This is a genomic window from Micromonospora sp. NPDC003197, from assembly GCF_053590565.1.
On record NZ_JBSFTE010000020.1, the window covers coordinates 79,603 to 93,237 of the forward strand.

General features: G+C 70.7%; 14 protein-coding genes. 3 read left to right on the forward strand and 11 right to left on the reverse strand.

All coding sequences use genetic code 11. The features are described from left to right. Position 1 precedes the first annotated feature (1 nt). The 7 genes from ACWDV4_RS21385 to ACWDV4_RS21415 form a co-directional block, all read right to left on the reverse strand. On the reverse strand, positions 2-760 hold the full coding sequence (locus ACWDV4_RS21385) for a hypothetical protein (protein WP_449981470.1): 759 nt from the start codon (positions 758-760) through the stop codon (positions 2-4). A gap of 111 nt (positions 761-871) precedes the next feature. Then, complete coding sequence (gene nusB, locus ACWDV4_RS21390) at positions 872-1,282, reverse strand: transcription antitermination factor NusB (RefSeq protein WP_449981472.1); 411 nt, start codon at positions 1,280-1,282, stop codon at positions 872-874. Positions 1,283-1,305: 23 nt separating this feature from the next. After that, positions 1,306-1,863 carry an elongation factor P gene (gene efp, locus ACWDV4_RS21395; RefSeq protein ID WP_449981473.1) on the reverse strand — a complete coding sequence of 186 codons (558 nt, stop codon included), beginning with the start codon at positions 1,861-1,863 and terminating at the stop codon, positions 1,306-1,308. 83 nt (positions 1,864-1,946) lie between these two features. Then, a complete protein-coding gene (aroQ, locus tag ACWDV4_RS21400; RefSeq protein WP_449981475.1) occupies positions 1,947-2,405 on the reverse strand; it encodes a type II 3-dehydroquinate dehydratase in 459 nt (152 codons plus the stop codon). A 61-nt stretch (positions 2,406-2,466) separates the two neighbouring features. Beyond that, positions 2,467-3,549, reverse strand: coding sequence for a 3-dehydroquinate synthase (gene aroB / locus ACWDV4_RS21405; protein ID WP_449981477.1), 1,083 nt, complete (start codon positions 3,547-3,549; stop codon positions 2,467-2,469). Positions 3,550-3,560: 11 nt separating this feature from the next. Beyond that, positions 3,561-4,556: a zinc-binding dehydrogenase gene (locus ACWDV4_RS21410; protein ID WP_449981479.1), complete on the reverse strand. Its 996-nt coding sequence runs from the start codon at positions 4,554-4,556 to the stop codon at positions 3,561-3,563. Positions 4,557-4,607: 51 nt separating this feature from the next. Further along, the gene (locus ACWDV4_RS21415) at positions 4,608-5,642 is read right to left on the reverse strand and encodes a helix-turn-helix transcriptional regulator (RefSeq protein WP_449981481.1); all 1,035 of its coding nucleotides are present in this window, start codon (positions 5,640-5,642) and stop codon (positions 4,608-4,610) included. 83 nt (positions 5,643-5,725) lie between these two features. On the opposite strand from ACWDV4_RS21415, the gene ACWDV4_RS21420 reads away from it, so the two are divergent. Next, a complete protein-coding gene (locus ACWDV4_RS21420; protein ID WP_449981483.1) occupies positions 5,726-6,463 on the forward strand; it encodes an alpha/beta fold hydrolase in 738 nt (245 codons plus the stop codon). Between the two features lie 79 nt (positions 6,464-6,542). On the opposite strand, the gene ACWDV4_RS21425 is transcribed toward ACWDV4_RS21420, so the two are convergent. Both ACWDV4_RS21425 and ACWDV4_RS21430 read right to left on the reverse strand, forming a co-directional pair. Further along, positions 6,543-7,190 carry a response regulator gene (locus ACWDV4_RS21425; RefSeq protein ID WP_449981485.1) on the reverse strand — a complete coding sequence of 216 codons (648 nt, stop codon included), beginning with the start codon at positions 7,188-7,190 and terminating at the stop codon, positions 6,543-6,545. Further along, complete coding sequence (locus ACWDV4_RS21430) at positions 7,187-8,467, reverse strand: sensor histidine kinase (RefSeq protein WP_449981487.1); 1,281 nt, start codon at positions 8,465-8,467, stop codon at positions 7,187-7,189. Before ACWDV4_RS21430 ends, ACWDV4_RS21425 begins: the two co-directional genes overlap by 4 nt. A gap of 140 nt (positions 8,468-8,607) precedes the next feature. On the opposite strand from ACWDV4_RS21430, the gene ACWDV4_RS21435 reads away from it, so the two are divergent. Together ACWDV4_RS21435 and ACWDV4_RS21440 are read left to right on the forward strand one after the other, a co-directional pair. After that, the gene (locus ACWDV4_RS21435; protein ID WP_449981489.1) at positions 8,608-9,411 is read left to right on the forward strand and encodes an ABC transporter ATP-binding protein; all 804 of its coding nucleotides are present in this window, start codon (positions 8,608-8,610) and stop codon (positions 9,409-9,411) included. Next, the gene (locus ACWDV4_RS21440; protein ID WP_449981491.1) at positions 9,411-11,894 is read left to right on the forward strand and encodes an ABC transporter permease; all 2,484 of its coding nucleotides are present in this window, start codon (positions 9,411-9,413) and stop codon (positions 11,892-11,894) included. The genes ACWDV4_RS21435 and ACWDV4_RS21440 overlap by 1 nt, the downstream gene beginning before the upstream one ends. Positions 11,895-11,917: 23 nt before the next feature. Here ACWDV4_RS21440 and ACWDV4_RS21445 read toward each other — a convergent pair whose 3' ends face one another. Together ACWDV4_RS21445 and aroC are read right to left on the reverse strand one after the other, a co-directional pair. Continuing rightward, a complete protein-coding gene (locus ACWDV4_RS21445; protein WP_449981493.1) occupies positions 11,918-12,421 on the reverse strand; it encodes a shikimate kinase in 504 nt (167 codons plus the stop codon). Further along, on the reverse strand, positions 12,421-13,599 hold the full coding sequence (gene aroC / locus ACWDV4_RS21450; protein ID WP_449981547.1) for a chorismate synthase: 1,179 nt from the start codon (positions 13,597-13,599) through the stop codon (positions 12,421-12,423). The genes ACWDV4_RS21445 and aroC overlap by 1 nt, the downstream gene beginning before the upstream one ends. Positions 13,600-13,635: the final 36 nt, after the last annotated feature.

Genomic DNA, 13,635 nt, shown 5'->3' on the forward strand with positions numbered 1-13,635 from the left:
CTTAGTCGCGGAGCAGGCCGACGGTGCGCATCAGGGCGACTGGATCATTGGTCAACTCGACCAACTCCCGCAGGGCGGCCGGTTGGGCACGGACCTGACTCTGGTCGAGGTTGCGGTACGCATCGACGAGCGCGGCGTGGATCATGCGGCCGATGGTCGCCGGAGCCGCGTCAGCCAGCCACCGACTCTCGGGGCGCAGCTCGATCAACTCGCCATCGGCGATGGTCACCGTGACCTCGCGGCCGGGGCTGTGCCCCTCCGCCGTGGCCGGTTTGCCGACAGCACTGATCGCTGACAGCTCGTCGAGGGCAGCCTCGGCGTCGGCAAGCAGTGACGTGAGGCCAGACAGGTTGCTCTGTGCGCGGTAGTCCAGCGGGTCGCCGGGGACGGCATCGACAGGCAGATCGGTGCTGGCTGATTGTTCGACTCCAACGGTCGGAGCGGGCGGGGAAGTTTTCTCCACCGCCTCGCTCCACGCCGTCAGACGGGCGCTGACCGCAGCCCGCCACGCCTGGCGTACCGCCTCGGCGAGGCCGTCCCGGCCAGCCGCCGAGTCGCGCCAACCCGCTGTGACCACTACTTCGCCGGGACGACCGGCCGGGTCGAGCGTGACCCGTACGCTGCCGGTGTCGTCCTTGCCGGTGAAGGTCTGCGTCGTGGCGCTGGACGCGGCCTTGAGCTGACCGGCCAGCGCCAACATCTCGTCCCGCAGACGCACCATGGCCACCGCCGGGGAGGGTTCCCCGGATTGTTGCTGCATCAGATCCCCGTTCGCGTCCTGCCGGTTGCAAGCCGCGATCACCGTAGCTACTCAGTGTGTCGGGAACAACCCGAGGAGCGCATCCGGTAGGAAACCGGACAGTAGCGAGTACTACCGGGTGGCGTACTCGGCGATCCGGCCGAGGATGCCGTTGAGGAATCGAGGTGAATCATCGGTCGACATCTGCTTGGCCAACTCGACCGCCTCGCTGATCGCCACCGCATCGTCGATCTCGTCGACATAGAGCAGCTCGTAGACGGCGATCCGGGCAAGGTTGCGGTCCACAACCGGCATCCGCTCCAGCGTCCAGCCCTCGGCGTAGCTGGCGATCAGCTCGTCGATACGGTCCAGATGCGCCGCCACCCCCTCGACCAGCCCCACCGCGTACTCCAGGTGCTCCGGACGCGGCAACTCCAGCCGCTGTACGTAACCGGTGAGCACCTGCTTCGGCGGGAGGTCACGCAGGTCGGCCTCGTAGAGGACGTCCAACGCCCGCTTGCGCGCCTTGCGGCGAGCGGGCATCTGTGACTTGGGCCCCTCCGCCATCAGGATCGGCCGAGGTAACGGCCGTCGCGGGTGTCGACCTTGATCTTCTCACCGGTGGTGATGAAGAGCGGAACCTGCACGGTCGCCCCGGTCTCGACCGTGGCCGGCTTGTTGCCGCCGGTCGAGCGGTCGCCCTGAAGGCCCGGCTCGGTGTAGGTGACCTCCAACACGACGCTGGTCGGCAGCTCGATGTAGAGCGGCACACCCTCGTGCGTCGCGACGATCGCCTCAGCCTCGGGCAGCAGGTAGTTGGCGGCCTCGCCAACGGTCCCGCCCGGCACCTGGATCTGGTCGAAGGTCTCCAGGTCCATGAAGACGTAGTCTTCGCCGTCGGCGTAGAGGTACTGCATGGTGCGCTTGTCGACGGTGGCGGTTTCCACCTTGGTGCCCGCGTTGAAGGTCTTGTCGACGACCTTGCCGGACAGCACATTCTTGAGCGTGGTGCGCACGAAAGCGCCACCCTTGCCGGGCTTGACGTGCTGGAACTCCACGACGGCCCACAGCTCGCCGTCGAGGTTGAGTACTAAACCGTTCTTGAGGTCGTTGGTGGTGGCCATTTCCTGCCTTGATCTTCAATTGGCGGACAGACCTGACAAGTCTACTGGGCCGGACGGTGTAGCCGCTGGCTCGGGTTACCCGGTCAGCCTCGTCCTACCGTCGGTTCGTCGGCCTGCGCCAGGTGCGCGACGTGCGCCAGGGCCAGCCGATAGCCGTTCACCCCGAGCCCGCAGATGACCCCGGTCGCGACGGCGGAGACCACCGAATGGTGCCGAAACTCCTCCCGGGCGTGGATGTTGGAGATGTGCACCTCGACCAGGGGGCCGCGCAGCAGCGCGCAGGCGTCCCGGACCGCGTACGAGTAGTGCGACCAGGCACCCGGGTTGAGCACCACCGCTGCCTGCTCGTCGGCTGCCGCGTGCAGCCAGGCGAGCATCTCGTGCTCGGCGTCGGTCTGGCGTACCTCGACGTCCAGGCCGAGTTCCGCGCCGCTGGCCTGACACAGCTCGACCAACCCGGCGTAGCTGACCAGCCCGTAGACGTCCACCTGCCGGGTGCCGAGCCGCCCCAGATTGGGCCCGTTGAGCACATACGTCTTCATAATGGTTCTTTCCTTCGTTCGCGACTGCGGGGCTCGCTACGCTCACTCCTCGCGCTCACTGCTAGCTGGCCACGCTCTCCTCGTACGCGGAATGCAACAGTGTGTCGTCCGGACCGGCCAGGATGGACGGTTGGGCCAACCCATCCAGTACGACGAAACGCAACCGCGCGCCCCGGGCCTTCTTGTCGACGCGCATCGCGGCCAGCAGATCCGGCCAAGCGTCGGCCCGGTAGGCGGTGGGCAGTCCCAGACTCTCCAGTACGCGCCGGTGCCGGGCAACCGTGTCGGGGTCGCCGAGCCGGCCGGCGCGCTCGGCCAGCTCGGCGGCATAGACCAGTCCGACCGCCACCGCGTGACCGTGCCGCCAGCGGTAGCCCTCGACCTTCTCGATCGCGTGGGCCAGCGTGTGACCGTAGTTGAGGATCTCGCGGCGACCCGACTCGCGCAGGTCACCGGTGACCACGTCGGCCTTGACCCGGACCGCGCGTTCGACCAGCTCCCGCAGCACCGGACTGGCCGGGTCGGTGACCGCCGCCGGGTCCGCCTCGATCAGGTCGAGGATGGCCGGGTCAGCGATGAAGCCGCACTTGACCACCTCGGCCAGGCCGGCGGTGAGGTCGATCGGGGGCAGGGTCTCCAGGGTGGTGAGGTCGCACAGCACCCCGGCCGGCGGGTGGAACGCCCCGACCAGGTTCTTACCAGCCGCTGTGTTGATGCCGGTCTTGCCGCCGACCGCCGCGTCGACCATGCCGAGCAGCGACGTCGACACCGGCACCCAACGCACCCCGCGCAGCCAACTCGCGGCCACGAAACCGGCCAGGTCGGTGACCGCACCGCCGCCGACTCCGACCACCGCATCGGTACGGGTGAACCCGGCTTCGCCGAGCCGATCCCAGCAGGCTGCGGCGACCTCGATGGTCTTGCCTGCCTCAGCGTCCGGCACCTCGATCAACGTCGGTCGTACGCCGGCTGCCGCCAGCGCCTCGGCGGCCTCGTCGGCACGGGCCTTCAGCGGTGCGGCGTGCAGTACGGCCACCTGCGCCGCCCCGCCGACCAGCGACGGCAACGCGTCGAGCAGGTCACGACCGACGAGCACCTCGTAAGGCCGCTCGCCACCAACCGGGATCCGGGTCACCTCGTCCATCGCCCCAGAGCCTAGTGCGCCGATCGGCCGGCGGACCGGTCGGGGACGAGCAGCGTCTTGCCGGTCGTGGCGCGGGCCTCGATGGCGGCGTGGGCCGCCGCTGCCTCGGCGAGCGGGAGGATCTGGCCGATGGTCGGCCGCAGCCGGCCGGCGGCAGCCAGGGCAAGCGCCTCGCTGCTGAGCGCCTGCGCCTCGGCGGGAGTCAGGGGCGCACCACCGACGATGGTGATCGAACGGGCGGCGAGGTCGGGGGCCTCGAGGGCGGACCACAATCCGCTGGCCATCCCGTAGTTGAGCACCCGGCCGCCGTCGCGCAGGGCGGTGACCGCCTCGACGACGACGTCGCCGCCGACACCGTCGAGGACGAGATCAAGCCCGGCACACCCGGTGATCTCGACGACCTGACCGGACCAGCCGGGCGTCGAGTAGTCGACGTAACCGACGGCACCGAGCGAGGCCACCAGCTCACTCTTGCCCGGACCGCCGGCGGCACCGATCACCCGAGCACCGGAGTCGACCATGAGCTGCACCAGGAGACTGCCCACCCCGCCGCCAGCAGCCTCCACGAGCACCCACTCGCCGGGCTGCACCTGCGCGCGGCGGTGCAGCCAGAGGGCCGTACGACCATCGGCCAGCAGGGCGGTCGCGTCCCGCAGTGCCAGCCCGGCCGGAACCGGGACCGTGTCCTCGACCCGGGCCAGGGCGAGTTCGGCGTACCCGCCTTCGCCGCCGGTGGTGGTCACCACGGTCGTACCGACCAGTGCCGGGTCGACGTCCGGTCCGACGGCGACGATCCGGCCGCCGACCCCGTTGCCGGGCACCCGGGGCAGCGTCGGCCGGTTGAGGGCCGCCGGCCCCCGACCGGCCCGTACCTGGGTCTCGACGAAGGTGATGCTGGCGTACTCCACCGCCACGAGCACCTGCCCGGGGCCGGCGACCGGGTCGGCCACCTGCCGGTATCGGAGCACCTCCGGACCGCCGAACTCGTCCATCACCACTGCGCGCATTGGCCTGGGCCTCCCCGTTGTGTGCCAGCCATCCATCTGCTTGATCGAAAGCTATGCCGAACCAGTTGATTCCCCAACCGGTCGACTATGACCGAGCACACTGGACACTTGCTGGGCGGGCACACTGACCCCTCGCTGGGCGAGGGCGGCGAGCCGAGTGGCGTACATGGCGACGGCGGCCCGCAGTTCGGCGGGGCGTACGACGGTGAAGTCCCAGCCGAGACCCGCCAGCATCTGGGCCATCCCGTCGAGGTGTTCGGCGCGGGCCCGGAACAGCACGCCGCCCGGTGCCTCGGTCAGCTCGGCCACGCTGGGCGGTACCCGACGCCGGGCTTCGGTGAGGTCGGTTTCCAGCAGCACCTCGACCTCCCAGGCGTAGGGCACCCCGGCCAGGGAGCGGGTGACGTGGCCGACCGGGTCGAATCCGTCCGGCACGGTAAAACTCTCCCGCCCCGGTTCGACGGCGGTGATCCGGTCCAACCTGAACGTGCGGATCTCGTCACGCTGGTGGTCGTGGCCGGTGACGTACCAACGGCCGGAATGGAAGACGAGTCCGTACGCGTCGAGGTCCCGCCGGGACTGTCCACCCCGCCAGGACCGGTAGTCGATGGTGACCCGCTGCCGGGATCGGGTGGCGGCCCCGAGGGCGAGCAGGATCGCGGTCGCCGGCCGGTGCAGCGCCGTACGCGGGTGCAGGGTGAAGCCGAGCGTCTCCTGTACGGCGGAGAGCCGTTCGGCCAACGCGGTGGGCAGCACCCGACGAATCTTGGCCTGCGCGAGCGCGGTGGCGGGCGCCTCGGTGCCGAGGCCGATCCGTTCGGCGGCGATCAGCCCGAGCAGCACCGCCACCGCTTCGTCGTCGGTGAGCATCAGCGGCGGAAGTTTGTAGCCGGGCAACAGTCGGTAACCGCCGTACCGGCCCCGGGCGGCAACGACCGGGATGCCCAGATCGGCCAGGGTCGTCGCGTAGCGGCGGATGGTGCGCTCATCGACATCGAGGCGTTCGGCCAGCTCAGCGCCGGTAAGCCGGGGATGGCTCTGGAGCAGCTCAAGCATGCCGAGCACCCGGGCGGCGGGATGTGACACAGAGCACTCTCCAAATCCGGGCGGGATCTGTCCGGATTCAACTCTACGTTCTATTCGACAGCAACGCGATCAAGGAGATCGAGATGAGCACCTTCGTACTGGTTCCCGGTTTCTGGCTCGGCGCCTGGGCGTGGCGGGACGTCACTTCGGTGCTCCGCGCCGGCGGGCACGACGTACATCCGCTGACGCTGACCGGTCTGGCCGACCGGTCGCATCTGGCCACCCCGGACGTCGGCCTGGACACCCACACCGCCGACATCGTCCGGCTGATCGAGGCCGAGGACCTGCGGGACGTGGTGCTGGTGGCCCACTCCGGCGGCGGAATGCCGGCTGCCCAGGCTGCCGACCGGATCCCGGAGCGGATCGCCCGGATGGTCTACGTCGACAGCGGCCCGCTGCCCGACGGCACCGCGCAGTTCGACACCAACCCGCCGGAGGAGCAGGAACGGCTGCGAGCCCTGATCGGCGACGGTCACCTGCTGCCCCCGCCGGCCTGGAAGCCGGACGAGGACCCGGAGAACTACGTCGGGCTGGACGACGTGACCTTGGCGCTGCTGCGCGCCCGCAGCACGCCGCAGCCGGTGCGTACCGCCACCGACCCGGTCCGGGTCAGCGGCGGGCGGCCGGTGCCGACCGCGCTGATCGCCTGCACGTTTCCGGCCGAGGTGGCCCGCCAGATGATCGCGCAGGGGCACCCGTTCTTCGCCGGGCTGGCCGGTGCCGAGGTCCACGGGTTGCCAACCGGCCACTGGCCGATGTTCAGCGAGCCCACGCGGCTCGCCGAACTGCTCGACCGCATCACCAGCGACGCGACCAACTGAGGCAGCAGGTGTGAGTAGCTGAGGCAGCAGGCATGAGTTGTGCTGACCGTTGTCGAGGGCCCGCCCGCCCCGACAGCGGTCAGCCCAGGCCGGCGTCGTGCACCAGGATCGCGGCCTGCACCCGGTTGGTCAGGCCGAGCTTGGCCAACGATCGGCTGACGTGCGCTTTGACCGTCGCCTCACTCATCCCCAGCGCCCGCCCCACCTCGGCGTTGGACAGACCTCGGGCGACCGCCCGGATCACGTCCTGCTCTCGGCTGGTGAGTTCCGCCAGCCGGGCCCGGGCGCGATCCGGCTCGGCCGCGCGGTGGCCGGCGAAGGCGGAGATCAGCCGCCGGGTGACAGTGGGTGCGAGCATGGCGTTGCCGGCGGCGACGGCGCGTACCGCGGTGGCCAGATCCCGGGGCGGCGTGTCCTTGAGCAGGAATCCGACCGCACCGGCTTGCAGAGCCGCGTGCACGTACTCGTCAAGGTCGAAGGTGGTCAACATGATCACCCGTGGCGGGTCGGGCAGCCGATGCAGGGCGGCGGCAGCCGCGATCCCGTCCGTGCCAGGCATCCGTACGTCCATCAGCACGACGTCGGGACGGTGACGACGGACGGCGACGAGCGCGTCGGCGCCGTCGCGGGCCTCGGCGACCACGGCAATGTCCCCGGACGCCTCCAGGATCATCCGAAGCCCGGAGCGTACGAGTATCTCGTCGTCGACCAGAAGCACTCGGATCACGTCAACTCCTTCATCGCGGGCAACGGTAGGCGGGCCAGCACCGTGAAGCCGCCGTCGAGTCGGGGCCGAGCGTGGAACTGCCCGCCGAGCAGTTCGACCCGCTCCCGCAGTCCCACCAGTCCGAGTCCGCTGCCGGGCAGCACCGCCCCGGCCCTCGGCTGCGTCGGAGGACCGTTGTGTACGCCGATCTCCAGCGCACCGGGAAGCTGCCGTACGACGACATCCACCGAAGCGCCGACGGCGTGCTTCGCGACATTGGTCAGTGCCTCCTGCACCACCCGGTAGCCGGTCCGCTCGACGGTGGAGGGAAGCGGGCAAACGTCGCCCTCGTCATGCCGTACGACCGTGATGCCGGCCGCCCGCGACCTCGCCAGCATCAGGTCGAGGTCGGCCAGGGTGGGCTGGGGCATCAGGGTCTGTGGCATCAAGGGCTGTGGCGTCAAGGGCTGTGGCGTCAAGGGCTGTGGCGTCTCGGTCCGGGCGGAACGTAGGACGCCGAGCACCTCCCGCAGTTCGGCGAGCGCCTCCCGGCCGGTAGTGCGGATCAGCGCCGCCTCCGACACGGTTCGCTCGTCGCTGGCATTGACCTCCAACGCTCCGGCGTGCAGCACCATCAGGCTCACCCGATGGGCCAGTACGTCGTGCATCTCCCGGGCGATCCGGGCCCGTTCCTCGGCCCGCGCCGCCTCCGCTCGGGCCAACTGCTCGCTTTCCACCCGAGCCGCCCGGTCCCGCAGACCGGCGATCACCAGCCGCCGGGCGGCGAGCCAGAGCCCGGCGAGGGCCGGCACCCCCACCAGGAGCAGGGTCAGCGCGAGCGCCGGCAGGATCGCCAGTGCCACACCTTCGTCGACGGCAAGGCCCAGCCAGATCGGCAGGAAGACGGTAACGGCCGCCACCCCGAGCAGCGCCGCCAGTTCGGCCCGGCGTCGGGTCGTCTCCGCCATGGCAAAGACGGCGACCACCAGTCCGGTCCAGGCGGAAAACCCGAACCAACCCGCCACCGCAAGCGCCCACAGTGGCCAGCGCCACCGATGCCGTACCAGCACCGCCACCCCGGTCGCCAACGCGAACGACAGCATCAGCAGGAACTCCGGCGGCTGGGGTGCCATGACAGCCGGATTACCGGCCGCCGCCGCAACCGGTGACTGTTGCGGTGCGACGAACCAGAGACCGACGGCGGCGAGCGCGACCGTCCAGGGCAACAACCAGCGGACCACCTGGCCGAGCCGTGCCCACACCAGACCACCAATGGCCTGTTCCGCCTGCTCCTCCACGCCCAGAGCCTAGGCGGAGCCGCTGTCGGCTCCCCACTCCGAAGGTCGCAGGCCGGTGGCTCCCGTTACGACTTAAGTAGCGGTCACCGGTCGACGTTCTCATGATCCGATTGCCGCCCGGACTCGCCAGATTTTCGATCATGACGCACACGACTACCTCGGCAGCGGTCCGGATCGAAGAGCTGACCAGGGTGTACGACGGTTCGAGAGCCGCCCCGGTAAGAGCCCTGGACGCAGTGACGGTGGAGTTTGGCCGTGGTCGACTCACCGCCATCATGGGCCCCTCCGGTTCCGGAAAGTCGACCCTGATGCATTGCGCCGCTGGCCTGGACACCCCGACCGAGGGACAGGTCTGGGTCGGGGACACCGAGTTGTCCGCCCTGGACGATCATGCGCTCACCCAGCTGCGGCGGGACCGAATCGGATTTGTCTTCCAGGCGTTCAACCTGCTCCCGACGCTGACCGCCATGGAGAACATCACCCTCCCGCTGGACCTGGCCGGCCGCTCCCGCGACCCGGGGTTCTTCGACACGATCGTCGACGCCCTCGGGCTACGTGACCGGCTGCGGCACCGGCCAAGTGAACTCTCCGGCGGACAACAGCAGCGGGTGGCCTGCGCCCGGGCGTTCATCACCCGCCCCGAGGTGGTGTTCGCCGACGAGCCCACCGGCGCGCTGGACTCCCGGTCCTCCACCGAGATGCTCTCCTTCCTGCGGCGCGGCGTCGACGAGCTCGGCCAGACGGTGGTGCTGGTGACCCATGACCCGACCGCCGCCGCCTACGCCGACCGGGTGCTGTTCCTCGCCGATGGCGCTCTCGTCGACGAGTTGTCCGCACCCACGGCAGACCTGGTCCTCGACCGGATGAAGGGTCTGGAGACGCCAACCCTGGCTCAGGGCGATGCCGACATCCCCACGGCCAGCCGTACGGCGGTGGGGCGCTGATGCTCCGGGCAATGCTGCGGGACCTGCGGGCGCACCGTACCCGCCTGGCGATGACCCTCCTCTCTGTCGTGCTCGGTGTCGCGTTCGTGGTCGCCACCTGGGTGATCTCCGACTCCAACGCTCAGACCGTGGCCGGTGGCGAGAGACGCCACGACATCGGGGTGGCGGTTCAGACCGTCGGCCGGGGTGGGGCGAAGCTCACCGAGGCCGACCGGGACCGGCTGGCGAAGCTACCCGGGGTGACGAACGCTGCCACGGTGTTCATCGGGCGGGCCGCCCTCGTGGGAAGCACCGGCAAGCTTGTCACCGCTGCGCCGGAACGCGGCGGCACGAACTGGGACGGCTCATCCCGGTTCCATCTGCTCTCCGGCCGTCCGCCGGCCGGTGCCGGTGAAGTCGCCATCGAGGAGCGGGCCGCCACCGAGGCGGGGCTGCGAATCGGGGACGCTCCCCGGGTGATCCTTGCCGACGGCAGTTCCCACCACGCCACACTCGTCGGGCTCTACCTGTACCGGCCCATCGCCCGCGAGGAGACACCGGTCGCGGCGTACGAGCCGGCCACCGCCCGGAACCTGCTCGGGGGGAGCATCGACCGGGTCGAGCTGACCCTGGCCACCGGCATGGACCCACGCTCGGTCGCCCAGGCGGTCGACGAGCTACTCGGCGCAGACCGCTACCTCGTTGGAACCGGGCCAGAGTTGCGGGCGGTGGCGAACCAGCAGGCCGAGCGGGACACCGCCATGGCGCGTAACCTGCTGCTCGGGTGCGCGGCCGTGGCCCTACTGGTGGGCACGTTCGTGATCGCGAACACCTTCACCATGCTGGTCGCGCAGCGGGTTCGACAGTTCGCGCTGTTACGGGCGGTGGGCGCGAGCCCCCGACAGATACGGCGGGCGGTGCTCGCCGAGGCGGGCCTCGTCGGCCTGATCGGCGGCACCGTCGGCCTGGCCCTCGGAATCGGCATCGGGGTCGTTGCCCTCCACCTACTCCGGCCAGCCGGTCAGTCCGTGATGGTCGCGGTGTCGCCGACGGCGATCGCGGCGGGGTACGCGGTCGGAATCCTCGTGACGGTGGCCGCCGCGTACGGCTCCGCCCGCCGAGGGGCCGCCGTACCGCCGATCGCCGCACTGCGTACCGACGCCGGGTTGCCCCGCCGGTCGTTGAAGACGCGCCGAAACCTGGGCGGAGCTGCCCTGGTCGCTGGGCTGGCAGCGGTAGCGGCGACCGCCGGGACCGGGCTGTCCAGCGGGCAGCGGGTCCTCGCCGTGGCTGGCGCACTGAGCGCCTGGATCGGTGTGCTGTTGCTCGCCCCGATGCTGGTGGTCGGCACGCTGCGTCCGATGTCCCGGTGGGCCGATCGCCGTGGCGGTCCCGCCGTCCGGCTCGCCATCGGCAACACCACACGTGACCCGCGCCGTACCGCCGCCACCACCTCGGCGCTGATGCTCGGCCTGGCGCTGATCTGCACGTTCGCGACGGTCGGCGAGACCCTCAGGGTGGCGACCGCCCAGCCGGTCCGGGACACCGTGCCGGCCACCACGACCGTGGTGCGGTCCCCCTCCTCCGGCATTGGCCTTGCCGAGACCACCGTCGACACCATCACGTCGACCACCGGGGTCGCCCAGGTCGGGGCGGTCCGCTGGGCGGCCGGGGAGGTGACGCACGGGCCTGCCCGGTTCGGGGCGACGATCAGCGCCATCGAACCAGCTGGAGTGGGCACCGCGCTCACTCCGCCGATCACCGCAGGCTCTGCCGATCTGACCCGGGGCGCACTGGTCCCCGCCGACCGGGCCCGGGAGCTGGGCATCAGACCGGGTGACCGGCTGACCATCCGGTACGACAAGGAGAGCAGCGTCGAGGTGGCCGTCGTCGGTACGTACCGGACCTCGGAGGTGCTCACCGGCATCGTGGTGGATGTCGCGGTCGTACCGGAGCGGTTCCGCGACTACATCCACGCGGCGTACGCCACCGGCCCCGACCCGGCAGCCGTCCGCTCCGCCCTCGACACGGCGTTCGCGGACCGGCCGGACGTGGTGGTGACCGATCGCGCGGGCAGCATCGAGCAGGTGCTCGCCCCCTTCGCGCTCATGCTCTCCGTGCTCTACGCGCTACTCGGTACGGCGGTCGTGATCGCGGTGTTCGGCGTGGTCAACACGCTTGCTCTGGCGGTGGTGGAGCGCACCCGGGAAGTCGGGGTGCTACGCGCGATCGGCGCGTCCCGGCGACTGGTCCGAGGCACGGTGCGCTGGGAGAGCATGGTGCTCTCGCTCTACGGTGGGCTGCTCGGCATCCTGGTGGGGCTGGTGGTCGGGGCCGTGTTGCAACATGCGATCCTCGACCGTCCGTTGTGGGGGCTGATGGTGCCGTATCCGGTGTTCGGTGTCGCGCTGGCCGGCATGATGCTGGTGGGGATGGTCGCTGCTGTGTGGCCAGCCCGCCGGGCGGCACGCACCGACATCCTCACCGCGATCGCCGCCGGATAGCACCGGGCGACGAATGATGGGTGCTAGCGCTTGAGGATGCTCAGGATCTCGTCGAGGATCTGCTCGGTGCTACGGGCGTCGGTGACGACGGTGCTGGTGGCGACCTGCTCGTAGAGCGGTCGCCGCTGGTCGAGCAGGTGTTTGAGGGTGGCGCGTGGGTTGATCGCCAGCAGCGGGCGACCCACGCCCAGCCCCACCCGGCGGACCGCGTCGGTCAACTCCACCGACAGGTGGATCACGGTGTGTCCGGCCAGCGCCGCCCGGGTCTCCTCGGCCAGGATCGCCCCACCGCCGAGGGCGAGCACCCCGTCGAAGGAGGCCAGCGCCGTGGCCACGGCAGCCCGTTCGAGGGTACGGAAGTGCTCCTCCCCCTCGTCGATGAAGATCTCGGGAATGGGCTTGCCAGCGGTCGTCTCGATGTCCTGGTCGGTGTCCCGGAAGTCGACGCCGAGCGCGGCGGCCAGCGCCCGACCGGTGGTCGTCTTGCCCGAACCGGGTGCTCCGACCAGTACGCAGACCGGGGCCATCAGTGGATCACCAGGTTTTCCAGGTAGCCGGTGAGGTTGCGGCGGATCTCGGCGACCGAGTCGCCACCGAACTTCTCGGTGGCCGCCTCGGCCAGCACCAGGGCGACCATCGCCTCGGCCACCACCGCGGCGGCGGGCACGGCGCACACGTCGGAGCGCTGGTTGATCGCGGTCGCCGGCTCGCCGGTGGTCACGTCCACCGTGGACAGCGCCCGGTTGAGCGAGGAGATCGGCTTCATCGCCGCCCGTACCCGCAGTGGCTCGCCGGTGGTGATGCCGCCCTCCAGACCACCGGCCCGGTCGGTGACCCGGCGTACCCCGGTCTCGGTCGGCACGATCTCGTCGTGCGCGACCGACCCCCGGGAGCGGGCCTGCTGCCAGCCGTCGCCGATCTCCACGCCCTTGATCGCCTGGATGGACATCAGCGCGGTGGCCAGCCGGGCGTCGAGCTTGCGGTCCCACTGGACGTGGCTGCCCAGCCCCGGCGGTACGCCGTAGGCGAGCACCTCCACGATGCCGCCGAGCGTGTCCGCGTCCTTCTTCGCCGCGTCGACCTCGGCGACCATCCTCTTGCTCGCCTCCGGGTCGAGGCAGCGCAGCGGGTCGGCGTCGATCCGCTCGGCGTCCTCGGGGCGGGGACGCAGGCCCGGCTGGGCGGCGACGGACCCCAGCTCGGTCACGTGCGAGACGATCTCGATGCCGAGGGTCTGCCGGATCAGTGCCTTGGCCACCGTGCCGACCGCCACCCGGGCGGCGGTCTCCCGGGCGCTGGCCCGTTCCAGGATCGGCCGGGCGTCGGTGTGGCCGTACTTCTGCATGCCGGCCAGGTCGGCGTGGCCCGGCCGGGGCCGGGTCAGCGGCGCGTTGCGCGCCTGCCCGGCCAACTCGTCCAGGTCGACCGGGTCGGCGGCCATCACGGTCTGCCACTTGGGCCACTCGGAGTTGCCGACCCGGATCGCGACCGGGCTGCCCAGGGTCGCCCCGTGCCGAATTCCGCCGATGATCTCGACTTCGTCCTGCTCGAAGGACATCCGCGCGCCCCGGCCATAGCCGAGCCGGCGGCGGGCCAGCTCACGGACGATCTCCGCGCTGGTCACCTCCACCCCGGCGGGTACCCCCTCCAGGAGAGCGACGAGAGCGGGGCCATGGGATTCACCTGCGGTCAGCCAGCGCAACACGATGGTCAGTCTGTCACGGGCATGGTCCGGTACCAC

What these genes read in the sequence shown, in the direction of transcription:
- ACWDV4_RS21385 (WP_449981470.1), bottom strand. Translation starts at nt 760, where the DNA reads ATGCAGCAACAATCCGGGGAACCCTCCCCGGCGGTGGCCATGGTGCGT.
- nusB (WP_449981472.1), bottom strand. Translation starts at nt 1,282, where the DNA reads ATGCCCGCTCGCCGCAAGGCGCGCAAGCGGGCGTTGGACGTCCTCTAC.
- efp (WP_449981473.1), bottom strand. Translation starts at nt 1,863, where the DNA reads ATGGCCACCACCAACGACCTCAAGAACGGTTTAGTACTCAACCTCGAC.
- aroQ (WP_449981475.1), bottom strand. Translation starts at nt 2,405, where the DNA reads ATGAAGACGTATGTGCTCAACGGGCCCAATCTGGGGCGGCTCGGCACC.
- aroB (WP_449981477.1), bottom strand. Translation starts at nt 3,549, where the DNA reads ATGGACGAGGTGACCCGGATCCCGGTTGGTGGCGAGCGGCCTTACGAG.
- ACWDV4_RS21410 (WP_449981479.1), bottom strand. Translation starts at nt 4,556, where the DNA reads ATGCGCGCAGTGGTGATGGACGAGTTCGGCGGTCCGGAGGTGCTCCGA.
- ACWDV4_RS21420 (WP_449981483.1), top strand. Translation starts at nt 5,726, where the DNA reads ATGAGCACCTTCGTACTGGTTCCCGGTTTCTGGCTCGGCGCCTGGGCG.
- ACWDV4_RS21435 (WP_449981489.1), top strand. Translation starts at nt 8,608, where the DNA reads ATGACGCACACGACTACCTCGGCAGCGGTCCGGATCGAAGAGCTGACC.
- ACWDV4_RS21440 (WP_449981491.1), top strand. Translation starts at nt 9,411, where the DNA reads ATGCTCCGGGCAATGCTGCGGGACCTGCGGGCGCACCGTACCCGCCTG.
- ACWDV4_RS21445 (WP_449981493.1), bottom strand. Translation starts at nt 12,421, where the DNA reads ATGGCCCCGGTCTGCGTACTGGTCGGAGCACCCGGTTCGGGCAAGACG.